Source organism: Micromonospora sp. WMMA1947 (assembly GCF_027497355.1).
In the GTDB taxonomy this organism is placed as follows: domain Bacteria; phylum Actinomycetota; class Actinomycetes; order Mycobacteriales; family Micromonosporaceae; genus Micromonospora.
In genome coordinates this window covers 1,904,057-1,925,611 of the sequence record NZ_CP114909.1, presented here as the reverse complement: position 1 = coordinate 1,925,611, position 21,555 = coordinate 1,904,057, and the positions used below count along the sequence as shown (strand labels likewise).

Annotated in this window: 19 protein-coding genes and 1 pseudogene; 12 read left to right on the top strand and 8 right to left on the bottom strand. The window is 72.3% G+C overall.

The genetic code is table 11. The annotated features are described in order from the left end of the window. Nucleotides 1–32 precede the first annotated feature (32 nt). The 5 genes from O7604_RS09310 to O7604_RS09290 all read left to right on the top strand — a co-directional run bounded on the left by O7604_RS09310 (nt 33) and on the right by O7604_RS09290 (nt 7,946). Nucleotides 33–1,370 (top strand): biotin carboxylase N-terminal domain-containing protein, encoded by a 1,338-nt coding sequence (locus O7604_RS09310; RefSeq protein WP_281579937.1) that lies wholly within the window; start codon nt 33–35, stop codon nt 1,368–1,370. A gap of 25 nt (nt 1,371–1,395) precedes the next feature. Further along, nucleotides 1,396–2,316, top strand: coding sequence for a hydroxymethylglutaryl-CoA lyase (locus O7604_RS09305; protein ID WP_269703245.1), 921 nt, complete (start codon nt 1,396–1,398; stop codon nt 2,314–2,316). Between the two features lie 195 nt (nt 2,317–2,511). After that, entirely contained in the window at nt 2,512–4,044 is a 1,533-nt protein-coding gene (locus O7604_RS09300) for an acyl-CoA carboxylase subunit beta (RefSeq protein WP_269703242.1), read from the top strand. Between the two features lie 118 nt (nt 4,045–4,162). Continuing rightward, the gene (locus O7604_RS09295) at nt 4,163–5,311 is read left to right on the top strand and encodes an acyl-CoA dehydrogenase family protein (RefSeq protein WP_269703241.1); all 1,149 of its coding nucleotides are present in this window, start codon (nt 4,163–4,165) and stop codon (nt 5,309–5,311) included. 100 nt (nt 5,312–5,411) lie between these two features. Beyond that, nucleotides 5,412–7,946 carry a helix-turn-helix domain-containing protein gene (locus tag O7604_RS09290; RefSeq protein ID WP_281579415.1) on the top strand — a complete coding sequence of 845 codons (2,535 nt, stop codon included), beginning with the start codon at nt 5,412–5,414 and terminating at the stop codon, nt 7,944–7,946. A gap of 232 nt (nt 7,947–8,178) precedes the next feature. Here the strand turns inward: O7604_RS09290 and O7604_RS09285 are convergent, their stop codons facing one another. Next, the gene (locus O7604_RS09285) at nt 8,179–8,670 is read right to left on the bottom strand and encodes a MarR family transcriptional regulator (RefSeq protein WP_269703237.1); all 492 of its coding nucleotides are present in this window, start codon (nt 8,668–8,670) and stop codon (nt 8,179–8,181) included. Nucleotides 8,671–8,771: 101 nt separating this feature from the next. Between O7604_RS09285 and O7604_RS09280 the strand changes: the two genes are divergently transcribed. After that, nucleotides 8,772–9,353: a YceI family protein gene (locus O7604_RS09280; RefSeq protein ID WP_281579414.1), complete on the top strand. Its 582-nt coding sequence runs from the start codon at nt 8,772–8,774 to the stop codon at nt 9,351–9,353. Between the two features lie 255 nt (nt 9,354–9,608). Then, nucleotides 9,609–11,087 carry a glutamate--cysteine ligase gene (locus tag O7604_RS09275; protein WP_281579413.1) on the top strand — a complete coding sequence of 493 codons (1,479 nt, stop codon included), beginning with the start codon at nt 9,609–9,611 and terminating at the stop codon, nt 11,085–11,087. A 62-nt stretch (nt 11,088–11,149) separates the two neighbouring features. Here the strand turns inward: O7604_RS09275 and O7604_RS09270 are convergent, their stop codons facing one another. After that, on the bottom strand, nt 11,150–12,388 hold the full coding sequence (locus tag O7604_RS09270; protein WP_281578005.1) for an IS110 family transposase: 1,239 nt from the start codon (nt 12,386–12,388) through the stop codon (nt 11,150–11,152). A gap of 799 nt (nt 12,389–13,187) precedes the next feature. Beyond that, a pseudogene (locus O7604_RS29580) lies at nt 13,188–14,063 on the bottom strand (hypothetical protein); the annotation flags it as partial. A gap of 103 nt (nt 14,064–14,166) precedes the next feature. Between O7604_RS29580 and O7604_RS09260 the strand changes: the two are divergent. Both O7604_RS09260 and O7604_RS09255 read left to right on the top strand, forming a co-directional pair. Continuing rightward, nucleotides 14,167–14,838 carry a PASTA domain-containing protein gene (locus O7604_RS09260; RefSeq protein WP_281579411.1) on the top strand — a complete coding sequence of 224 codons (672 nt, stop codon included), beginning with the start codon at nt 14,167–14,169 and terminating at the stop codon, nt 14,836–14,838. 99 nt (nt 14,839–14,937) lie between these two features. After that, nucleotides 14,938–15,741, top strand: a complete 804-nt coding sequence (locus O7604_RS09255; protein WP_281579410.1) for a PASTA domain-containing protein — start codon at nt 14,938–14,940, stop codon at nt 15,739–15,741. 3 nt (nt 15,742–15,744) lie between these two features. On the opposite strand, the gene O7604_RS09250 is transcribed toward O7604_RS09255, so the two are convergent. Beyond that, nucleotides 15,745–16,221 carry a hypothetical protein gene (locus O7604_RS09250; protein ID WP_281579409.1) on the bottom strand — a complete coding sequence of 159 codons (477 nt, stop codon included), beginning with the start codon at nt 16,219–16,221 and terminating at the stop codon, nt 15,745–15,747. A gap of 104 nt (nt 16,222–16,325) precedes the next feature. Continuing rightward, complete coding sequence (locus O7604_RS09245; RefSeq protein WP_281579408.1) at nt 16,326–16,613, bottom strand: hypothetical protein; 288 nt, start codon at nt 16,611–16,613, stop codon at nt 16,326–16,328. 731 nt (nt 16,614–17,344) lie between these two features. On the opposite strand from O7604_RS09245, the gene O7604_RS09240 reads away from it, so the two are divergent. The 3 genes from O7604_RS09240 (at nt 17,345) to O7604_RS09230 (ending at nt 18,963) form a co-directional block, all read left to right on the top strand. Continuing rightward, nucleotides 17,345–18,226, top strand: coding sequence for a helix-turn-helix transcriptional regulator (locus O7604_RS09240; RefSeq protein WP_269703227.1), 882 nt, complete (start codon nt 17,345–17,347; stop codon nt 18,224–18,226). Next, a complete protein-coding gene (locus O7604_RS09235; protein WP_013283299.1) occupies nt 18,196–18,417 on the top strand; it encodes a DUF397 domain-containing protein in 222 nt (73 codons plus the stop codon). Before O7604_RS09240 ends, O7604_RS09235 begins: the two co-directional genes overlap by 31 nt. A gap of 147 nt (nt 18,418–18,564) precedes the next feature. Next, nucleotides 18,565–18,963, top strand: a complete 399-nt coding sequence (locus tag O7604_RS09230) for a hypothetical protein (protein ID WP_262012857.1) — start codon at nt 18,565–18,567, stop codon at nt 18,961–18,963. Here O7604_RS09230 and O7604_RS09225 read toward each other — a convergent pair. The 3 genes from O7604_RS09225 to O7604_RS09215 form a co-directional block, all read right to left on the bottom strand. After that, on the bottom strand, nt 18,931–19,533 hold the full coding sequence (locus O7604_RS09225; protein ID WP_281579407.1) for a hypothetical protein: 603 nt from the start codon (nt 19,531–19,533) through the stop codon (nt 18,931–18,933). The two genes, O7604_RS09230 and O7604_RS09225, sit on opposite strands and share 33 nt — an antisense overlap. 90 nt (nt 19,534–19,623) lie before the next feature. Further along, complete coding sequence (locus O7604_RS09220) at nt 19,624–20,430, bottom strand: WecB/TagA/CpsF family glycosyltransferase (protein ID WP_269703223.1); 807 nt, start codon at nt 20,428–20,430, stop codon at nt 19,624–19,626. After that, nucleotides 20,427–21,536, bottom strand: a complete 1,110-nt coding sequence (locus tag O7604_RS09215; RefSeq protein WP_269703222.1) for an NAD-dependent epimerase/dehydratase family protein — start codon at nt 21,534–21,536, stop codon at nt 20,427–20,429. Before O7604_RS09215 ends, O7604_RS09220 begins: the two co-directional genes overlap by 4 nt. Between the last annotated feature and the right edge of the window lie 19 nt (nt 21,537–21,555).

Sequence of the window (21,555 nt, the reverse complement as noted above, 5' to 3'; positions counted from 1 at the left end):
CACGTCGAGAAGGGGTCACGTCCGTGCAGAAGATGATCGAATCGTTGTTGGTCGCGAATCGGGGGGAGATCGCGCGGCGGATCATCCGTACCGGTAGGCGGCTCGGGATCCGGACGATCGCGGTGCACTCGGAGGCCGACGGCGCGCTGCCGTTCGTGACCGAGGCCGACGAGGCGGTCTGTGTCGGCCCGGCGAACCCGGCGCAGAGCTACCGGAACGTCGAAGCGATCCTCGACGCCGCCCGGAGCACCGGGGCGCAGGCGATCCACCCCGGCTACGGCTTCCTGTCCGAGAACGCGGACTTCGCCCGTACCGTCGAAGGGGCCGGCCTGATCTGGGTCGGACCCGGCGCCGACGCGATCACCGCGATGGGCGACAAGATCAACGCCCGGAACCTGATGGCGGCCGCGGGCGTGCCGGTCGCGCCCGGCACCACCGAACCGGCGAGCGACCTGGACGCGGCGGTCGCGGCCGCCGCGGAGATCGGCTACCCGGTGATGGTCAAGGCCGCCGCCGGTGGCGGCGGCATGGGCATGGGCGTGGCCGCCGACGAGGCGGCGCTGCGCACCGAGTACGACAAGGTCCGCGCGTTCGCCGAGCGGATGTTCGGCGACGGCTCGGTGCTGATCGAGCGGTACTTCCCCCGGGTACGCCACGTCGAGGTGCAGATCCTCGGCCTGGCCGACGGCCGGGTGGTGGCGCTCGGCGAGCGGGAGTGCTCGGTGCAGCGGCGCAACCAGAAGCTGGTCGAGGAGTCGCCGTCCCCGGCGGTCTCGCCCGAGCTGCGCGAGCGCTTCCTGGCCGCCGCGGTACGCGCGGGCGAGGCGGTGAACTACCGCAACGCCGGCACCGTGGAATGTCTGCTCGACCCGTCCACGCAGGAGTTCTTCTTCCTGGAGATGAACACGCGGCTGCAGGTCGAGCATCCGGTCACCGAGTACGTCTACGGCGTCGACCTGGTCGAGGAGCAGCTGCGGGTGGCGGCCGGCCTGGCGCCGACGTTCGACCCGGACGCGCTGACCCCGCGCGGGCACGCCATCGAGCTGCGGATCAACGCCGAGGACCCGAAGCGTTTCCTGCCCGGCCCGGGCGCGATCACCACCTGGAACGAGCCGTCCGGCACCGGCGTACGCGTCGACTCCGGCTACGTCGCCGGCAACACCGTCACGCCGTTCTACGACAGCCTGATGGCCAAGCTGATCCTCACCGGGGACACCCGCGAGGAGGCGGTCGGGCGGGCGCGGGCGGCGGTGGCCCAGTTCGAGATCGCCGGCCCCAAGTGCAACCTGCCGTTCTTCGCCGAGCTGCTGGAGAACCCGGAGTTCCTCTCCGGCGACTACGACACCGGCATCGTCTCCCGGATGCGCTGACCTTCGACCCAGTGAGGTGAATCTGATGGCGGAACTCCCGGACTCCGTGAGCATCCGTGAGGTCGGTCCACGGGACGGGCTCCAGAACGAGGAGCCCATCCCCACCGACGCCAAGGTGCGGCTGCTCGACGCGTTGTCCCGCACCGGGGTGCGGCGCATCGAGGCCGTCTCCTTCGTCCACCCGAAGGCGATCCCGCAGATGGCCGACGCCGACGAGGTGTGGCAGCGGGCGGAGAAGGTCGGCGGGGTGCGCTACTCGGCCCTGGTGCCGAACACCCGTGGCGCGCAGCGGGCGCTGGCGGCGGGCTTCACCGAGATCGAGGTGGTGGTCTCGGCCAGCGACACGCACAACCGCCGCAACGTCAACCGCTCCACCGACGAGTCGCTCGACGACATCGCCGAGCTGATCGACCTGCTGCACGGCGCGGGCGCGACCGCCGAGGTGATCGTGGCGACCAGCTTCGGCTGCCCCTACGAGGGCGACGTGGACCCCCGCCGGGTGGCCGCGATCGTCGACCGGGTCGCCCGCGACGGCGCGGACCGCGTCGCCTTCGGCGACACCACCGGCATGGGTACGCCCCGGCGCGTCCGCGAACTGGTGACGGCGGTCCGGGACCGCAACGCCCACCTGCCGGTGCTGCTGCACTTCCACAACACCCGGGGTACCGCCCTGGCGAACATGCTCACCGCAATGGAACTGGGCGTCACCGAGTTCGACGCCAGCGTCGGCGGCCTCGGCGGCTGCCCGTACGCCCCGGGTGCCAGCGGCAACCTGGCCACCGAGGAGGCGGTGCACATGCTGCACGACATGGGCATCGACACCGGCATCGACCTGGACGCCCTGATCGCTGCCGCCGAGCTGGCCGAGTCCCTGGTGGGCAAGAAGCTCCCGTCCGGAGTCCTCCGGGCCGGCCCGCGCTCCCGCCTGACCCCCCTCCCGTCCTGACCCCGTCCCGTGCCCGCCCCGTTGATCAAGGAGTTGGTGTCCTCCGGGAGCCCGACCGAGGACACGAACTCCTTGATCACGAAGGTGAATGGGGCGCGGGGGTGTGGCGGGGTGCCGGAGGTGGTGCGGGTGGGGTAGCCTAACGATCGTTCAGGTCGGTGGCGCCCTGCGCGGGCGGTGGCAACGGGAGTCGGCGTGACGCTCGACGGTGAGGCACTGGAGCAGCTGCGCAAGCGCGCCCGCGCCGGTGGTGCGGACAAGTACCACGCGGCCAACGCGGCGAAGGGGAAGCTGTTCGCCCGCGAGCGCGTGGCGTACCTGGTCGACGAGGGCTCCTTCGTCGAGGACGGTCTCTACGCCAACGCCATGGCCGACGGGCTGCCCGCCGACGGCGTGGTCACCGGCACCGCGACCATCGACGGCCGCCAGGTCTGCCTGATGGCGAACGACTCCACGGTCAAGGCCGGCAGCTGGGGCGCGCGTACCGTCGAGAAGATCATCCGGATCATCGAGCGGGCGTACGCGACCGGTGTGCCGATGGTCTACCTGGTCGACTCGGCCGGCGCCCGGATCACCGACCAGGTCGACCTGTTCCCGGGCCGCCGCGGCGCCGGCAAGATCTTCTGGAACCAGGTCCGCGCCTCCGGCTCGATCCCGCAGGTCTGCGCGCTGTTCGGGCCGAGCGCGGCGGGTGGGGCGTACATCCCGGCGTTCTGTGACGTGGTCGCCATGGTGGACGGCAACGCCAGCATGTACCTCGGCTCCGACCGCATGGTCGAGATGGTCACCGGCGAGAAGACCACGCTGGAGGCGATGGGCGGCGCGAAGGTGCACTGCGCCGAGTCCGGCGTGGGTCACTTCCTCTGCAAGACCGAGAACGACGCGCTCGACGTGGTGCGGACCTACCTGTCCTACCTGCCGTCGAACTGGAAGCAGGACCCACCGGCCGCCGAGGCGGTGGCCGCGCCGGAGAAGGCCGACCTGGCCGCGCTGGTCCCGGCCAGCGAGCGGCAGGCGTTCGACATGCGCCGGTACGTCAAGGGTCTGCTCGACTCCGGCAGCTTCTTCGAGATCCAGGCGCTGTGGGCCAAGGAGCTGACCATCGGGTTCGGCCGGCTGAACGGCGAGGTCGTCGGCGTGGTCGGCAACAACTCGATGTTCAAGGGCGGCGTGCTCTTCGTCGACTCGGCCGACAAGGCGACCCGGTTCGTGCAGCTCTGCGACGCGTTCAACGTGCCGCTGCTGTTCCTCAGCGACGTACCCGGGTTCATGGTCGGCAGCGCGGTGGAAAGGCAGGGCATCATCCGGCACGGCGCCAAGATGATCACGGCGATCTCCGAGGCGACCGTACCCAAGATCTGTGTGGTGGTCCGCAAGGCGTACGGCGCCGGTCTCTACGCGATGGCCGGTCCCGGCTTCGAACCGGACGCCACGATCGCGCTGCCCACCGCGAAGATCGCGGTGATGGGCGCGGAGGCCGCCGTCAACGCGGTCTACGCCAACAAGATCGCCGCCATCTCCGACGAGGCCGAGCGGGCCGCGTTCGTGGCCGCGAAGCGCGAGGAGTACGAGCGCGACATCGACGTGGTGCGCCTCGCCAGCGAGCTGGTGGTGGACGCGATCGTCGAGCCGCACGAACTGCGCGCCGAGCTGGTACGCAGGTTCGCCGCCGCGCGCGGCAAGGAACGGCACTTCTCCCGGCGCCGGCACGGCGTCACCCCCGTCTGACCCGGTAAGGAAGGGCCCCCTCTTAACGCCTGGTGCATGTAAAGGGGCCCCTCCTAACGCTTCAGCCGCTCCCGGCGTCACGAGCGCCCGGCGGCCCGCCCTTTCCAGGAGGATCGACATGGACTTCCGGCTCGACGAGGAGCAGCAGGCGCTGCGGGAGAGCGTCCGGGAATTCGCCCGCGAGGTGGTCGCGCCCACCATCGCCGAGCACTACGAGCAGCACACCTTCCCGTACGAGATCGTCCGTCAGATGGGCAAGATGGGCCTGTTCGGGCTGCCCTTCGCGGAGGAGCACGGCGGCATGGGCGGCAACTACTTCGCGCTGTGCCTGGCGCTGGAGGAGCTGGCCCGGGTCGACTCCAGCGTGGCGATCACGCTGGAGGCGGCGGTGTCGCTCGGCGCGATGCCGATCTACCGCTTCGGCACCGAGGAGCAGAAGGCGCAGTGGCTGCCGAAGCTGCTCAGCGGTGAGGCGCTGGCCGGGTTCGGGCTCACCGAGCCGGGCACCGGGTCGGACGCGGGCGGCACCCGGACGCGGGCGGTCCTCGACGGCGACGAGTGGGTGATCAACGGCTCGAAGGCGTTCATCACCAACTCCGGCACCGACATCACCGCGCTGGTCACCGTCACCGCCGTCACCGGTACGCGGCCGGACGGCGGCAAGGAACTGTCCACCATCATCGTGCCGTCCGGGACGCCCGGCTTCACCGTCGCGCCCGGCTACTCGAAGGTCGGCTGGACCGCGTCGGACACCCACGAGCTGACGTTCGACGACTGCCGGGTGCCGGCGGCCAACCTGCTCGGCGAGCGCGGCCGGGGCTTCGCCCAGTTCCTGCGCATCCTGGACGAGGGCCGGATCGCCATCGCGGCGCTCGCCGTCGGCCTGGCGCAGGGCTGCGTCGACGAGTCGATCAAGTACGCCAAGGAGCGCCAGGCGTTCGGTCAGCCGATCGGCAACTACCAGGCCATCCAGTTCAAGATCGCGGACATGGAGATGAAGGCGCACACGGCCCGGCTGGCGTACTACGACGCGGCCGCGCGGATGCTCGCCGGTGAGCCGTTCAAGCGCCAGGCAGCGATCGCCAAGCTGCACGCCAGCACCGTCGCGGTGGACAACGCCCGGGAGGCGACGCAGATCCACGGCGGCTACGGCTTCATGAACGAGTACCCGGTGGCCCGCTTCTGGCGCGACTCCAAGATCCTCGAGATCGGCGAGGGCACCAGCGAGGTGCAGCGCATGATCATCGCGCGCGACCTCGGCATGTGAGAACGCCCCACACGGCGCCCTGTCGGATATCGGCAGTGGACGGTCGGGTGGTTGACGATGGGCTGTGGAGCGTCGGAGTCCATCCGTAATCTTCGTGCCCATGACTCCGGATCATGACCGTGCGCGGGGCCCAGGCGGTCGTACCGGTCTGTCCGAACTGCTGCGCGGGCACCGGCTCGCCGTCGGCCTGACCCAGGCCGAGCTGGCGGGCCGGGCCGGCGTGGGCGTACGGACGGTCCGCGATCTGGAACGAGGGCGGGCCACCCGGCCCCAGCGCACCACAGTCGACCTGCTGGCCGACGCGCTCGGCCTCAGCGGTGAGGAGCGGCGGGAGTTCGTCGGCACCGCCCGCCCCGCGGCACCACGCCTTCCCGCCACCGGTGCCGCCGACGGTCCGCCGATCGCACTGCCCCAGCCCGTACCGCTGCTCGGCCGCGAGCGGGACGTGGCGGAGGTGTCCGGCCTGCTCGACGCGTACCCGGTGGTGAGCCTGGTGGGGCTCGCCGGGGTGGGCAAGACGGCGCTTGCCGTCACAGTCGCGCACGCGGTGGCGGCCCGCCACCCGGCGGGCGTGGCCGGGGTGCTCGTGGGCGAGGGCTCGGACACCGCCGACGTGCTCGCCGCGTCGGCGTCGATGTTCGGCGTGAACCGTCTTGCCGACCTGACCTGCCGGATCGGCGACCGGCAGGCGTTGCTGCTCGTCGACGCCGTCGACCGGGCACCCGAGCCGGTGGCCGAGGCGCTCCGCGTCCTGACCGACGCCGCTCCGACGCTGCGGGTGCTGGTGACCGGCCGCCGCCCGGTCGGGCTGCCCGGGGAACTGGTCCGGCCGGTCGCGCCGCTCGACGTACCGCCGGCCGGCGCCGAACCCGCCGACCCGGCCGACCTGGACCGCTGGCCCGCGGCCGCGCTGTTCGCCGCCCGGCTCGCCCAGGCCCGCCGGGAACCACCCACCGCGGCCGAGTTGCCGGCGCTCGCCGCGCTGGTGCGCCGGCTCGGCGGACTGCCGCTGGCCATCGAGCTGATGGCGGCTCGGGGACGCATCCTCGACGTGACCGAGCTGCTCGACCGCTACGGCGACCGGGTCCTGGACCTGACCGGCGTACGCCCCGGCTGGGAACCCGCCGACCCGTCCGCCGGCACGGTGACGTTGCGCGAGGCGGTGGCGACCAGCTATCACCTGCTCGCTCCCGCCGACCGCGCGGCGCTGCGGCGGCTGTCCGCGTTCCGGAACCGCTGGTCCGTGGAACTGGCCGAGGAACTGCTCGCCGACGGCGGCCGGCGGTGGGACGCCGCGCCGATGCTGGACCGGCTGCGCGAGCTGGGCCTGCTCAGCGTCCGGGGCACCGCGCCGTTCCGGTTCCGTCTGCTGGACGCGGTCCGTGACTTCGCCGCCGAGCAGGCCGACGTCGAGGGCGAGACCGCCCGGATCCGGTTGCGGCACGCGTCGGTGATCGCCGGTCTGGTCCACCGCGCCGCACCGGGGCTGGTGGGCGCGCAGATGCCCGACGCGGTGCACGTGCTCGACGAGGCGACGAGCGACATCACCGCCGCGCTGGCGTACGCCGCCGAGCACGCGCCGGAGACGGCGCTGCTGCTCGCCGCCTCGCTGCCCCGATGGTGGCGGCTGCGTGGGCGCGACGTCTCCGGGCGGCACCTGCTGCGGCGGTTGCTCGCCGATCCGCGTGTCGCGGGTGCCCGGCCCACGCTGCGGGCCTGGGCCATGCTCGGGGCGGCCCGGCTGGCGGCCGAACACGGCGCGGGGGCGGAGGAGCTGCCGACGGCCCGGGCCGCCCTGGTCACCTTCACCGAGGCGGGTGACGTGACCGGGGAGCTGTCCGCCCGGTCCGTTCTCTGCACACTGTTGCGCGCGCTCGGCGAGCACGACGAGGCACGCGGGCAGGCCGAGGCGGCGCTGGCGTCGGCCACCCGGCATCACCGGGTACGCGAGATGGCCGTCGCGCAGGCCCATCTCATCTGGCACGACGTACGCGAGGGTCGGCTGGCCGGCGCCCGGCGGCGGCTGGCCACCGTCGACCGCCTGGCCGCGCAGTGCGGTGACCAGCGCCTGCGGGTGCTGGCGCGGGCCGATCAGGCCGAGCTGACCCGCCTGGAGGGCCGGTACGCCGAGGCGGTCGAGCAGGGGCGCCGGGTCGCGGCCGCGCTCGCGGAGCTGGGCGATCCCGGGCGGCGGCGCCGCACGATCGGCGCGGTCGGGTTGGCGCTCGCGCACGCCGGGCGAACCGACGAGGCGATGGCCACCGCAGCCGGACTGTGGCCATCGGGCGCGGTGCCGGGCCGGCGGCGGCCACCGGCGGCGGAGCGGCTCGACCCGCCCGGCGCCGGTGGGGACGCCCGCACCGAGGACGCGCTGCGCGGGTTGATCGAGGGGCACGTGGCGCTGCACCGGGGCGACCGGGATCTGGCGGCGGAGTGGTTCGCCGCGGCGGCCGACGCGGCGGAGGGTGTCGCCGACCGACGGGATCTGGTCGAGGCGCTCGTGGGGCTGGCTGTCAGCACCGGGGACCCGGCGGTGCTGGACCGGCTGGACGCGGCCCGGCGCGTCACCGGCGTCAGCCTGCTGCCGCCGGAGGAGGAGTTGTTGTTCTCGCTGTCGGCCCGGCGCGGGCGATGAGCGATCTTCCATGGAGGCGGAGGGCGCGGGGGTGGCGCGAGCGAAGTAGCCCCCTGGTGCTGCCCCTCGCTCTACGCTCGCGCCAGCACCCCCCGGTGCCCCCCGCTGCCGGAAGACTACCGAGGCGCGACGACCGATTCAGGTATATGCGGACGGCTTTGTCCGGTCGGTTTGGCGGTTCTGCCGGTCATTCTGCCGGTGACCGGCGGGTAGCGGACGGCGGGTCGAACCGTCAGGCGGCGTCCTCGGCCGGCTCGGTGCTGCCGGCGGTGGCTCCCGGATGTACCGCGTCGCGGACCCGGCGCAGTCCGTCCAGCAGCCCGGCGAGCTGCGCCGGGTCGAGCTGGCTGGTGAACCACTGCTCGATGATCCGCAGATGGCCGGGAAGGACGTCGTCCAGGCGGCTCAGACCGGCGGTGGTCACCACGGCGAAGGAACTGCGCCGGTCGGACGGGCAGGCGCGCCGGCAGATCAGCCCGTCCCGTTCCATCCGGTCCACCACGCGTGTCACACCGCTGGTGGAGAGCGAGGTCTGTGCGGCGAGGTCGGTCATCCGCAGCTGGTTGTTGGGTGAGCGGGCGAGCCGGGTCAGCACCTCGAACTCGACCGGGGAGAGGCCGTGCTCCTCGAACTGGGCGGCGAACCGGGCGGCGAGCCCGGCGTGCGCCTCGACGAGCAGGCCGACGGCAGTGATCCGGGGGTCGTCGAACACGTTCTGGTCCACGCCACCATCCTAGCAACACTTGACACGGGGAATATTGTCGTAGCTATAGTTGCTCAGTCAGTCGTTGGGCACCTAAACATTCTTCTCCGGAGGAGAACATCATGACCAGCAGCACCGAGGCGACTACCCGCGACTGGGAGGGTCTCACCATCCCCGCCCCCGGCACCTACGTGCTGGACGCCGCGCACAAGCGTGTCGGTTTCGTCGCGCGGCACATGATGGTCAGCAAGGTACGCGGTGAGTTCGCTGAGGCCACCGCCACCATCACCGTCGCCGACGACCCGATGCAGTCCTCGGTCACCGCCAGCATCCAGGCGGCCAGCATCAACACCGCTCAGGCCGACCGCGACGCGCACCTGCGCAGCCCGGAGTTCCTCGACGCCGAGCAGTTCCCGACGCTGGAGTTCCGCAGCACCGAGGTGAAGTCCCGCGACGGCAACGAGTTCGTGCTCGTGGGCGAGCTGACCATCAAGGGCGTCACCCGTCAGGTCGAGCTCGAGGTGGAGTTCGAGGGCGTCGGCCGCAGCCCGTTCGGGCAGGACATCTTCGGCTTCTCCGCCTCCACCGAGATCGACCGGGAGGACTTCGGTCTGACCTGGAACGTGGCGCTGGAGACCGGCGGCGTCCTGGTCGGCCGCAAGGTCAAGATCGAGATCGAGGGTGAGGGCATCCGCCAGGGCTGAGCCCGGCACCGGCCCGAAGGGCCCGCACCGTCCGCCGACGGTGCGGGCCCTTCTCGCGTACGCCCCGGCGGTGCGCCTCGTCACGTGAAGTTCTCCGGTACGGAAGCGCTGGTGGGGGCGGCGACGGGGTACAGGTGCAGACCTGTCGCCCGTCCAGCCGGGTGGCGGGACGGGCGCACTTACGCCCACCACGCGAATGGTTCACAATGCGTTGCGGAACGGTACGGTTCCGTCGCACCAGCGCCGGGAGGACACATGGGCAGAGACGTCGAGCAGGGCGCCTTCTCCCGCGAGGATCGGGTCCGCTACCGGCAGAAGGTCCGGCGATGTCTGGACGTCTTCGCGCTGATGCTCGACGACTTCGGCTTCGACGCCGACCGCCCGATGACCGGGCTGGAGATCGAGCTGAACCTGATCGACGCCGTCGCCCAACCGGCCATGCGCAACGACCAGATCCTGGCCGACATCGCCGACCCGCTGTTCCAGACCGAGCTGGGACAGTTCAACCTCGAACTGAACGCCTCGCCCCGGCTGATCGAGGGCAGCGGCTTCGCCGACTACGAGCAGGACCTCCGCAGCAGCCTCAGCCGTGCCGACGAGCGGGCCGCCAAGTCCGACGCGACGATCATGATGGTCGGCATCCTGCCCACGCTCACCGAGCGCCACCTGGTCGCCGACAACCTCTCCACGAACGAGCGGTACCGCGTCCTCAACGACCAGATCGTCGGTGCCCGGGGCGAGGACATCGAGCTGGACATCAACGGCGTCGAGCGGCTGCGGACGCACACCGACTCGATCGCGCCGGAGGCCGCCTGCACCAGCCTCCAGTTCCACCTCCAGGTCGCGCCGGACAGCTTCGCCGACTACTGGAACGCCTCCCAGGCGATCGCCGGCGTGCAGGTCGCCGTCGGCGCCAACTCGCCGTTCCTCTACGGCCGGCAGCTCTGGGCGGAGACCCGGATCGCGCTGTTCCAGCAGGCCACCGACACGCGTCCGGACGAGCTGAAGGCCCAGGGCGTACGCCCCCGGGTGTGGTTCGGCGAACGCTGGATCACCTCGATCTTCGACCTGTTCGAGGAGAACGTCCGCTACTTCCCGCCGCTGCTGCCCATCTGCGAGGAGGAGGACCCGGTCGAGGTGCTGCACGCCGGTGGCGTGCCCCGGCTCGGTGAGCTGCGGCTGCACAACGGCACCGTCTACCGCTGGAACCGGCCCGTCTACGACATCATGAACGACCGCCCGCACCTGCGGGTGGAGAACCGGGTGCTGCCCGCCGGCCCGACAGTGGTGGACATGCTCGCCAACGCGGCGTTCTACTTCGGGCTGGCCCGGGGTCTCGCCGAGTCGGACCGTCCGATCTGGAGCCAGCTGACGTTCAGCTCGGCGGAGGAGAACTTCCACGCCGCCGCCCGGCGCGGCATCGAGGCGGTCCTGCACTGGCCCCGGCTCGGTGACGTGCCGGTGACCACCCTCGTGCTGGACACGCTGCTGCCGGTGGCCGCGGAGGGCCTGGACCGGTTCGGTGTCGCCCCGGCCGAGCGGGACCGCCTGCTCGGCGTGATCGAGGGCCGCTGCCGTACCGGCCGCAACGGTGCGGTCTGGCAGACGGAGACGGTCTGGACGGCCGAGCGGCACCGGGGCCTGGACCGGGAGGCAGCACTGCGCCACATGGTCCAGCGGTACGCCGAGTTGCAGCGCGCCAACGAGCCGGTCCACACCTGGCCCATCGACTGAGCCCTCGCGTTCCCGCCCCGCGCCCCGCCCGCCTCGCCCCGTCGATCTGTGAGTGGGGGTTGTCAAGTGGTGCGGTGGTGGTTGGTGATGGTGCGGTAGATCTGTCGGGCGATGTAGCGCTTGAGGCAGCGGGTGATTTCTTTGGTGGTGCGGCCTTCGGTGCGGCGTCGGGTGATGTAGTCGCGGGTTTCGGGGTGGATGCGGCGGCGGGTGAGGGCGATGGTGTGTAGGGCGCTGTTGAGGGTTCTGTCGCCGCCGCGGTTGAGGCGGTGGCGGTTGGTGCGGCCGCTGGCTGCGGGGATGGGGGCGGTGCCGGCGAGGGTGGCGTAGGCGGCTTCTGATCGGACGCGGCCGGGGTGGGACCAGGCGGTGAGGGCGATCGCGGCGGTGACGGGTCCGATGCCGGGTTGGTCGAGCAGGGGTGGGCACAGGTGTGTGACGAGGGTTCGGAGGCGCCGGTGGTTGTCGGCGAGGGTGGCGTCGAGGGTTTGGATGTGCCGGGCGAGGGTGGTCAGTTCGCGGCGGCGGGTGTGTTCCTCGCAGGGCAGGTCGGTGGTTTCGGGTAGGTCGAGGGCGGCCAGGCGGGCGATCTGGGTGGTGGTGGACAGCCCGCGTAGCGCCTCGCGCAGGGTGTCGTCGGCGGTCAGGATCAACGCTTTGACCAGGTTGATCGTGGCGGTGCGGGTGTCGCTGTGGTGTCGGCGGCAGATCAGCAGCAGACGCAGTGCCTCGCGTGGTCCGTCGCTTCGGGGCACGGCGATGCGCTCAGCGGGCAGGGCAAGCACCGTATGGGCGGCGGCGACCGCATCCAGGTGGTCGGACTTGCCGCCCCGCCGGCGTGACGCGGCGGCGGGTTTGGGTGCCTCGCTGACCGCTTCACCGGCAGCGGTCAGCACCCGGCACAGCCCTTGACCGTGCGCCCGGGTTCCTTCCACCGCCCACAACCGGCGCCCCTGCGGTGGGGTGTGCGCGACGGCGAAGGCCAGCAGCCGGGCCAACCCGTCCGGGTCGGTGGGCACGGTGACCTGCGCCAGCACGGCGCCGAGACGGTCGACCACGGCGGCGGTGTGCGTGTCGGTGTGAGTATCGACCCCTACCACCACGTCGTAGCGATCCGCGACTCGCTCTACGATCCTTGTCATCTCGGATTGTTGCTCCTTTAGCCAGCGACGACCGGGACAGTCGGCGTCGGCTCGGGAAGCAGTCACCACGGCGGCAGATCTGTGATGGGCCACGTGTGCTCGCACGGGCAGGCTTCTGATCAGGCCAGCAGGGTGGGCCGGGCCGGCGCCGACGATCACCCGGGGACAGGTCTTGCACAAGGCACACCCACACCACGGGCAGCCGGATCGACGAAGAGTCACCCAAGTGATCATCGATGCCGAACCCTAACGGCAACCAGCCGAACCGATCACCACACACATAGAAGCGTCTTGCACTTGTGGCCCCCGCAAACCTCCCTTTTAGGACATCCGAGGGACCATAACTGCAAGATCGACGAGCCGAGCCAGGGCGGTGCGGGTCGGCTCAGCGGCGTCGGCGAGGGGTGCTCTCGGTCGAGGGTGGGTCGGCCTGGTCGGGCGCGCCGGCCGGGGATGCGGAGTCGCCCGGCGTCGTGCTCCGTGGGCTCGTCTCGTTGGCGTTCGCGCCCTTGTCGCGCGGGCCTGCGGAGACGGCCTGCTCGGATGCGTCGGGCTGCCGCTGCGGTGGCACGGCGCGTCCACGGCGGCCGGTGGTGGACCGCGTGGCGCGACCCCGCTCCGTCTCCGTCCGACCCGATGCCGCGCCTGGTTCGCCCTCCGTCACCCCGTCCCGTAAGGAACCGGCCAACGGGTCCGGCGCCTTCTCCGGTCCGGTCGCGAGGCCCGAAGCGTCCGACGTCGACCGGCCGGACGCGGGTCGGTCCGGCGCCGACCTGGACGACTTGCCGGACGCCGACGTGCCCGAGATCGCCGACGCCGACCCAATCGGCCGGGTCACGTCGTCAGGGGTCGGCTCGCCGCCCGGCTCGGCCGTGTTCTCGCCGCTCGACGCAGGCTCCCCGTCCACGGCGTCCGGCTCGCCGGTGCGCTGACGGGGCACGGTCACCCGCTCGACGCCGCGACGCTCGGCGCGCTGGGCCAGCGCGGCCATCACCATCGAGCCGCCGACGCCGGCGATCACCGCGTACGGGGCGATCAGGTGGGCCGACAACTGTTCCGCGGCGATCCCGGCCAGGCGCGGCACGGCGAGCAGGTACGCCAGCGCGACGAGCAGCGGTCCGGCCGCACCGGAGGCCGCCGCGCCGACCCGGATCTCCGGTGCGCGGGCGGCTCGCCGGGCCGCCACCAGGCCGATCACCAGAGCGGAGAGCACCGACAGCAGCGCCCCGGGCCAGTAGAAGTAGTCGCGGATCCAGAACGCGCCACGGTCCGCGCTGATCTGCCAGATGCCGAGCTGGGCGGTGGTCAGGCCACGGCCGGCGACCACCCCGTCGACCACCGACACCACGGCGAGCAGCCAGAGCCAGCCGGTGGTGGCGATCAGGTTGGTGGCGGCGGCACGGGTGTGCAGCGCCCAGACGGCCAGCAGCACGCCGAGCAGCAGCCCCGCGCCCGCGTACGCGGCGGCGACGGCCTGCGGCGCGGAGACGTCCGGTACCCGGGCGGCCCGCGCCGGAACCGCCACCAGCAGGACGGTGACGAGCGCGCCGGCACCGGCGGCGAGCGCCAGGCCGAGCCGGGGCAGCGCGCCCTGCGGCTCGTCGTCGTGGCCGCGCAGGCGCTGGGCGCAGACCGCCCCGACGATGACCGAGGTCGCCGCGATCCAGGTGGCCCAGGCGAGGCTCGCCACCCAGGCGGCCTCGTCCCGTACCGCACCGGCCGGCGACCAGTCGATGATGCCCAGCCCGTACCCGAAACCGAGCTGCGCGGCGCCCGCGCCGGCGGCGACGCCGAGCGCGGCGGCTGTCGATCCTCCCCAGCCCCGTCTGACCATGCGGGGGAGCGTAACGTCCCGAGGTCGGCGCGGCGAGTCGTAGCGACGGGCCGTGACCGTACGGCAGCAATGAACACGGTCGTCGATGATCGGGGCGGGAAGCATGACGGACGAGCGGCAACCGGCGGGCGACGACACCGGACCAGGGCGGGCCAGGCTGTTCCTCGGCGGTGGTCTGGCCGTGATCCTGCTGGCGGTGATCGGCGCCAGCGTCGGGTGGATCCTGGCCGGTGACCCGGAGCGCACCGCCGTGCCGGGCGCCTCCGCACCGGCCGACGCCGCGTCCACATCGGCCTCCGCGAGCACGGCGCCGCCGACCACCGCCGCCCCGCCGACGGGTACGCGCACCAGCGCCCCGGCCGGGCTCACGGTGCCCGAGGTGGTCGGCGTCGACTTCGAGCAGGTCCGCCGGGACCTGCGCGAGCGCCGGCTCGGCTGGCGACTGGTGTTCGGTACGGGCACCGGACGCACAGTGGAGCGTGCCTCCCCGTCCCCCGGCACCCCGGTGAAGCGCGGCACCACGGTCACCGTGTGGGTCTCCGGGCCGGCGCCGGCCGTCAGCGTGCCCGACGTGGGCTCGCAGTCCTGCTCCGACGCCGCGGACGATCTGGTGGAGGCGGGGCTCTATCCCCGGTACGCCACCGGCCGCCAGGGTCCGGTCACGGCGCAGGCGCCGGTGGCCGGAAGCACCGCCCGGTGGAACGACCAGGTGACGATCACCTGTGGCGGCCAGGCGTCCACGCCGCCGACGGGCTCCCCCTCGCCGACTCCCTGACGAGCGCGGGCGCGCTGATCCCGGCCGCCGTGGCCGGGGACCGCTACGGTGGACGATCGAGGGCCGTGCGCCCCCGTCCCGGTGGGGAAAGGACGTGCGATGAGCGACGACCGTCAGGAACCACCCGCCGGTGACGCGGACGCGACCCGGGCGCTGCCTCCGGATCCGGACGCCGACGCCACCCGGGCGATGCCGAGGAACGCAGCCGAGGAGGACGTGGAGGCGACCCGCGCGATGCCGCGGGACGCGGGTGACGCCACCCGTCCGCTGCCCGGCGGACCGGCGGAACCGGGCGGGCCGCTCGACGCGACCACCCCGCAGGCGCCGGTGGGTGCCTGGTCCGGCCGGGCCGGCGTGCCGCCACCTCGACCGGCGGGCTATCCCGAGCCGGGGAGCGATTGGTACGGCGACGAGCAGGCCGGACGCCGCTGGTGGATGCCGATCCTGCTCGGCGTCCTGGCGCTGCTCCTGCTCGGGCTGATCGGGGTGGGGGTGTGGCTGGCGCTGCGCGCCGCCGACCGGGACTCCGATCCGGGCCCGCCGGTGCCGAGCATCTCGGCGCAGACGAGCGCCGCCCCGACGACCGCCGCGCCGACGACGCCGAGCAGTTCACCGCCGAGTACGCCGCCGCCCTCGACCGAGCCGGTCGAGGTGCCGATGCCGCCGCTGGTGGGGCTGCCGGAGGCCGCCGCCCGGGCGGCGCTCGACCGGCTGGACCTGGAGTACCGGGTGCAGCGGCGGGCGTCGGACCGCCCGGCCGGCACGGTGATCTCCACCGATCCCGAGGCCGGCTACCCGGTGGGCGAGGACGACCGGGTCACGATCGTGGTGGCCGTACCCGCTCCGCCGACGAGCGGCCCGACCACCGCCGGCTCCGCCCCGGCGACGACCGCGACGCCTTGACGGTCACCACTGGCGTCGGCGCGTGCCGACCAGACCCAGCCCGGCCAGCGAGATGGCGAGCCCGAGCAGCCCGGAGTAGAACAGCGACCGGCTGAGGTTGTCGGTGGCGCCGGTCGGCCGCTCGGCGAGCGCGTCCGCGCCGCTCGCGGTGCCCTGCCCACCTCCGGTGCCCGCCGGATCGTCCGCGTCCTCCACCGGATCGGCATCGGCCCAGTCGTCCTCGTCGTCCCTCGCGTCCGAATCGGCAGTGTCCGAGTCGGCGTCATCGGAACCGGCCGCGTTGGACTCGGACCGGCCGTCCTCGCCGGCCACGGTGATCTCCGGGGCCGGAACGGGTTCGGCGAGCTGGTGGGTGGCGGAGAAGGCGGGATGCCGTACCGCGAGCGCGAGCACCGTCGCGGTGACGAGGAAGAGGAAGAGCCCGAGGGCATAGCCGATACGGGACCGGTGGTGCCGCCGCGCGGCGGGCAGATTGACCATGACCATCCCAGGTTCAGGGTCCGTGGCGCGCGGGGTGGAACGTGCCGGGGTGGGCGTACCGATTCTATGGCGACGGCACGCCCTCCCGACCGGGAATCGTCAGGTCAGCCGACCCGGGCCGGAGTCCGGACCACCGGGCGGCGGGCCGTCCGCACCGTGTGCTGTCGGGGAGCCGGCGCGGCCTGGAGCTGCCGCAACCCCTCCTGGAGTACGAAGATCGACCTCCGGTTGACCGCGTCCCCCGCCGCGTTCAACTCGTAGCCGTCGAGCCAGAGCCAACCGTCATAGGTCGGCCAGTCGAGCACCCGGATCACCCGGAACATGATCGGTCGGAGGAACTGGACACTCGCCGCGCGCGTCACGTGCAGTACGTCACCGGAGCGGGGAAGCACATGGGCTCCTGGGAGGGTCGGCCGGTGGGACCGGCGCTGAACGGGGGTCGTTGCTGGTCCGGTGACGGGGGGTCTGCCTCGTGGACCGGCGGTCGGTGGGTCGGTGCTGGTCGGGCCGTACCCGCGGTGGCGGACCGCCACCCGACCATCACCCGGCTGCTCCCGGTTACCGCTCCCGCCGCCGCAGCCAAGCTGGCGTGCAGCGACGGGGTCTTCATTCCGGGGCAGGTCGCTCGGCGCGGGACGGCTCCCCTCCGGCCGTCCCGCGGACCGTGGTGCCACCACGCCCGGAGATCAAGCGAAGACGGTGAGTAACCCGTGCCATACGGACAGACTGCATCAGGGACGTGCGACATGCAAGTTGCACGTCGAGTTTTGCTGATAGGTGAGTCGGACACGCAAACGCCGAAACTTGAAGCGTCAGGTATCGGAGCGGCACACTGGACGCCGGTTTCGCCCGTCGCGGCCGGTCGACGACCGGCATCACCCCTGCCGCGAACGAACACCCGCCGCCCGCTGGTCGCGCCAGCGGTGGGAGCCAGGCCGGGGCGCGACCGACCGGAGGTAGCCGGGTGACTGTGAAGCGTGGTCCCGCAAGCCGATGGACGGCGCCGTGAGCGCGAGGAGCGAGCCGGTCCTGCGAGCCCCGCAGTCGCGAACTGAGGTGGCGTCGTGAGCGCGAGGAGTGAGCCGGTTCTGCGAGCCCCGCAGTCGCGAACTGAGGTGACCCCGTGAGCGAACGGCGCAGCCCCACCATCCGGCGGCGCCGGCTGGGGGCGGAACTCCGCCGGCAGCGGGAGGCGGCGGGCATCACCATCGAAGTCGTCGCCGAGCAGCTGGAGTGCTCGGCGTCCAAGATCTCCCGGATCGAGACCGGCCACACCACAGCGACCCCGCGCGACGTACGCGACATGCTCCGTATCTACGGGGTGGTCGGCGCGGAGAGCGACGAGCTGGTGCAGATCGCCCGGGAGGCCCGGCAGAAGGGCTGGTGGCATCCGTACAGCACGGTGCTGGTCGGTGCCTACGTCGGCCTGGAGGCCGCGGCCAGCTCCATCCGGGCGTACGAGCAGCAGGTCGTACCCGGCCTGCTGGAGACCGAGGAGTACGCCGGCGCGATGATCCGGGCGGCCCGGCCGGACTTCACCGACGATCAGGTCGACCAACGGGTGCGTGTCCGTCTGGGCCGTCAGTCGTTGTTGACGCAGGACGATCCGGTCGATCTGTGGGTGGTGCTCGATGAAGCGGTGCTGAGCCGGCCGGTTGGCGGCGACGCGGTGATGCGTGGTCAGCTCAACCGGTTGGTGGAGGTCGCCGAACTGCCGAACGTGACAGTGCAGGTCCTGCCCTTCGAGGTGGGAGCGCACGCCGGCATGGACGGGACCTTCACGATTCTCAGCTTCCCGGAGCCGAGTGATCCCGATGTCGTGTACGCGGAGAACGCCACGGGTGGGCTCTTCCTGGAGAAGAGTGACGAACTGCAGAAGTACAGCTTCATCTTCGATCACATTCGAGCAGCGGCCATGCGCCCGGAGGAGTCCGTCGCACACATCGCGAAACTGGCAGAGGAGCCACTGTGGAAATGGCGACCAAGGAGTTCCCCGTGGACCTGACGCAGGCGACGTGGTTCAAGAGCTCGAAGAGCGGGCCGAACTGCGACAACTGCGTCGAGGTCGCGTACGTGACCGGGGCGGTCGGAGTGCGGGACTCGAAGGACAAGACCGGCCCGGCCCTGGTCTTCGCTCCGGGTGACTGGCACGCCTTCGTCGCCCGCGCCCGAAACGGCGTGTTCGGCCGGAGCTGACCGGCACCGAAGTGTGGTCCCGCCCGGCAGCGCCGCCGGGCGGGACCTTTCGCGTCCGGTGCCCGTGCGGCGGCGGCACCCGTCGCCAGTTCCGATCCGCCTCGTTGAACCGCACGGATCGGCAACCGAACAAGGCAGGCGAGACGGATGACGACGATCGGTTCAGAGAACCTCACCAGCGGCCCGGGCAAGCCCGAGCGGTTCGGTGGCAAGTACCGGGGTGCCCGCCGGGACACCGTCCTCACCGAGGTGGTCTCCGGTGACGGCGACGACGCCCGCGAGGGTGGTGTTCCCGAGCAGGCCGCGGCGCCGCTGTCCCTGCCGTCGCTGGACCCCAACCCGCTGACCGAGCCGTCCTTCCCGCCGAGCGGCTGGCCGGTCGAGCAGCAGGAGTCCCTGGTGGATCACCCGCTGCTGCGCGGCCTGCTGATGGAGTTGCCCCCGAAGGGCAGCGTGCCCCCGCCCGGCTGGCTGGACCGCTGGTTCGAGGCGACCCGCGCGATCCTGGAACTGCTATACGTGCAGGGCGCGAGCCGGTCGCGCTGACACCGTCTCGGCGGCCGGCATCGCCCGCTCGGCGAGCCGGTTGTGCCGCAGCGCGTGGCGTACCCCGATCGCGCACACCCCGAGCACCCCGACGGTGATCGCCGGGCCGGCGACGCCCGGCGCGGCGAACAGGTCGACCCCGAACGCCGGCAGCACCGCCACGAGCACGGCGATCGCCGTCGCCTGGAGCGGCAGCGCGATCAGCGGGTGCGCCGCCGCAGCCCGCAGCCCGTGCGGTGCGGGCGTTCCCGGCGCCGCCGCGAACGCGCCCGCGCCGGACCGCAGCCGCCGGACCCGCCGTACCGTGCAGACCGCCACCACTGCTGCCGGCACCGCCGCGAGACCGAGCGCGGCGGCGGCCCGGTCCACGGTGGTGTCACCGGCGCTCTGCAGGCCCGCGGCGAGGACCGCCGCGGTGAGCGCGAGGCCGGTCAGCACCAGGGCGGACAACCATCCGGTACGCCGGCGCAGCGCGCGGGCACGGTCCAGCCCGGGCAGGCCCTCCGCGACGAGTCCGGCGGCGAGCCAGACGGCGGCGACGGGGAGCAGCAGGGCGAGACGGTCATCCATGCCCCCTAGCCTTGCCCGTTTCGACGCCCGCCGAATCCGGGACGGCACCCCGGTTCGTCCCGTACCTGTGCCCGTAGGGGTGGTGCGGGCTCAGACGTCGAACGTGGCGGGACGTCCGGTGGCCGGCGCCGGCGGAGTGGCCTTCCACAGGCCGGTCTTCTGGGCCGCGAGCCGGGCCAGGTAGGCCGGGTTGAGGATGACGTACCGGCGCCACAGGCGCTTGGGCTCCAGGCCGAGCCGCCAGAACCACTCCAGTCCGGCGCGCTGCATCCACGGTGGTGGGTTGCGGAGCAGGCCGGCGTGGTAGTCGAAGGCCGCGCCGACAGCCATCAGCGGCATGTCCAGCAGCGGGCGCATGGCGTACGCGAAGACCTCCTGGCGCGGGCAGCCGAGCCCGACCAGGACGAGGCGGGCGCCGCTGGCCCGGATCCGGTCGGCGATCTCGGCGTCCTCGCCCGGCGTGACGGCGCGGAACTTGGACGGCTCGACCCCGGCGATCTTCAGCGCGGGGAACTTGCTCTCCAGCGCCGGGACGAGCCGGGACAGCGTCTCCTCGGTGGAGCCGTAGAGGTAGACCGGCAGCCCTTCCTCGGCGAACCGGGCGAGCACCCGCAGGGTCAGCTCCGGGCCGTAGACGCGGTCGGTGAGCCCGGCGCCGTGCAGCAGGTTGAGCGCCCAGCGCACCGGCTGCCCGTCGGGGGTGACCACGTCGAACGAGTTGAGCCGGGCGTTGTGCGCCGGGTCGAGCACGCCGGTCATCACGCCGTGCACCGCCAGCGCGGTGAGCGCCAGCGGGCGGCGCTCGTGCGCGGCCGCCACCACGGCCTCGGTGGCCCGGGCGTAGTCGGTGGCGTCGACCCCGACGCCGAGCACGTTGCGCTTGGTCCCGGCGCTCATGCCTTCGGCACCCACTTGTCGGCGTTGGCCTCGTAGATCTCGCGGAGGATCATCGGCACGTCGTACGTGATCTTCCAGGACGGGTAGTGCTCCTCGAACCGGGCCATGCTGCTGACGTACCACTGGTGGTCGCCGGTGCGGGCCTGCTCGACGTAGTTGATCCGGGCCTCGCGGCCGGTGATCTCCTGGGCGATCCGGAACGCCTCGATGTGCGAGGTGTTCGAGTGCCGGCCGCCGCCGAGGTTGTAGACCTGGGCCGAGCGCGGCTCACGGAAGAACGCCTCGAACGCGGTCAGCACGTCGTGCGAGTGGATCGCGTCCCGGACCATCTTCCCCTTGTAACCGAAGAGGTTGTACGTCCGGCCCTCCATCACGCACCGCATCAGGTACGCCAGGAACCCGTGCAGTTCGGCGGCGGAGTGCGCCGGGCCGGTCAGCGTGCCGCCCCGGAAGCAGGCGGTCCGCATGTCGAAGTAGCGGCCGTACTCCTGGACCATCACGTCGGCGGCGACCTTCGAGGCGCCGAAGATCGAGTGCAGCGACTCGTCGATCGACATGTCCTCGGTGATGCCGTCGTACCAGCGGTGGTCCTCGGGCAGTTCGTACCGGGTCTCCAGCTCGATCAGCGGGAGCGAGTTCGGCCGGTCGCCGTACACCTTGTTCGTGGAACAGTGGATGAACGGCGCGTCGATCGCGTGCCGCCGGGTGTTCTCCAGCACGTTGAGCGTGCCGCCGGCGTTCACGTCGAAGTCGGTGAACGGCTCCTTGGCGGCCCAGTCGTGGCTCGGCTGGGCGGCGCTGTGGATCACCACGGCGATGTCCTTGCCGTACCGCTTGAAGACCTGCTCCAGGCCGTCCCGGTCCCGGATGTCGACGGCGTGGTGGGTGTACGCGGAGCCGAGGTCGGCGGCGAGCCGGTCGAGGCTCCAGGCGGTCGAGCCGTCCTCGCCGAAGAAGTACCGCCGCATGTCGTTGTCGATGCCGACCACGTCGAGACCCAGTCCGGCGAAGTGCCGGGCCGCCTCGGAGCCGATCAGACCGCCGGAACCGGTCACCAACGCGACAGTCACACGCCACTCCTGGTCCATGGGAGGCAGGGAAACCATCGGAGCATAGCGTGACGTC

What these genes read in the sequence shown, in the direction of transcription:
- O7604_RS09310 (WP_281579937.1), top strand. Translation starts at nt 33, where the DNA reads ATGATCGAATCGTTGTTGGTCGCGAATCGGGGGGAGATCGCGCGGCGG.
- O7604_RS09305 (WP_269703245.1), top strand. Translation starts at nt 1,396, where the DNA reads ATGGCGGAACTCCCGGACTCCGTGAGCATCCGTGAGGTCGGTCCACGG.
- O7604_RS09295 (WP_269703241.1), top strand. Translation starts at nt 4,163, where the DNA reads ATGGACTTCCGGCTCGACGAGGAGCAGCAGGCGCTGCGGGAGAGCGTC.
- O7604_RS09290 (WP_281579415.1), top strand. Translation starts at nt 5,412, where the DNA reads ATGACTCCGGATCATGACCGTGCGCGGGGCCCAGGCGGTCGTACCGGT.
- O7604_RS09280 (WP_281579414.1), top strand. Translation starts at nt 8,772, where the DNA reads ATGACCAGCAGCACCGAGGCGACTACCCGCGACTGGGAGGGTCTCACC.
- O7604_RS09275 (WP_281579413.1), top strand. Translation starts at nt 9,609, where the DNA reads ATGGGCAGAGACGTCGAGCAGGGCGCCTTCTCCCGCGAGGATCGGGTC.
- O7604_RS09260 (WP_281579411.1), top strand. Translation starts at nt 14,167, where the DNA reads ATGACGGACGAGCGGCAACCGGCGGGCGACGACACCGGACCAGGGCGG.
- O7604_RS09255 (WP_281579410.1), top strand. Translation starts at nt 14,938, where the DNA reads ATGAGCGACGACCGTCAGGAACCACCCGCCGGTGACGCGGACGCGACC.
- O7604_RS09250 (WP_281579409.1), bottom strand. Translation starts at nt 16,221, where the DNA reads ATGGTCAATCTGCCCGCCGCGCGGCGGCACCACCGGTCCCGTATCGGC.
- O7604_RS09235 (WP_013283299.1), top strand. Translation starts at nt 18,196, where the DNA reads ATGGCGACCAAGGAGTTCCCCGTGGACCTGACGCAGGCGACGTGGTTC.
- O7604_RS09230 (WP_262012857.1), top strand. Translation starts at nt 18,565, where the DNA reads ATGACGACGATCGGTTCAGAGAACCTCACCAGCGGCCCGGGCAAGCCC.
- O7604_RS09225 (WP_281579407.1), bottom strand. Translation starts at nt 19,533, where the DNA reads ATGGATGACCGTCTCGCCCTGCTGCTCCCCGTCGCCGCCGTCTGGCTC.
- O7604_RS09220 (WP_269703223.1), bottom strand. Translation starts at nt 20,430, where the DNA reads ATGAGCGCCGGGACCAAGCGCAACGTGCTCGGCGTCGGGGTCGACGCC.
- O7604_RS09215 (WP_269703222.1), bottom strand. Translation starts at nt 21,536, where the DNA reads ATGGTTTCCCTGCCTCCCATGGACCAGGAGTGGCGTGTGACTGTCGCG.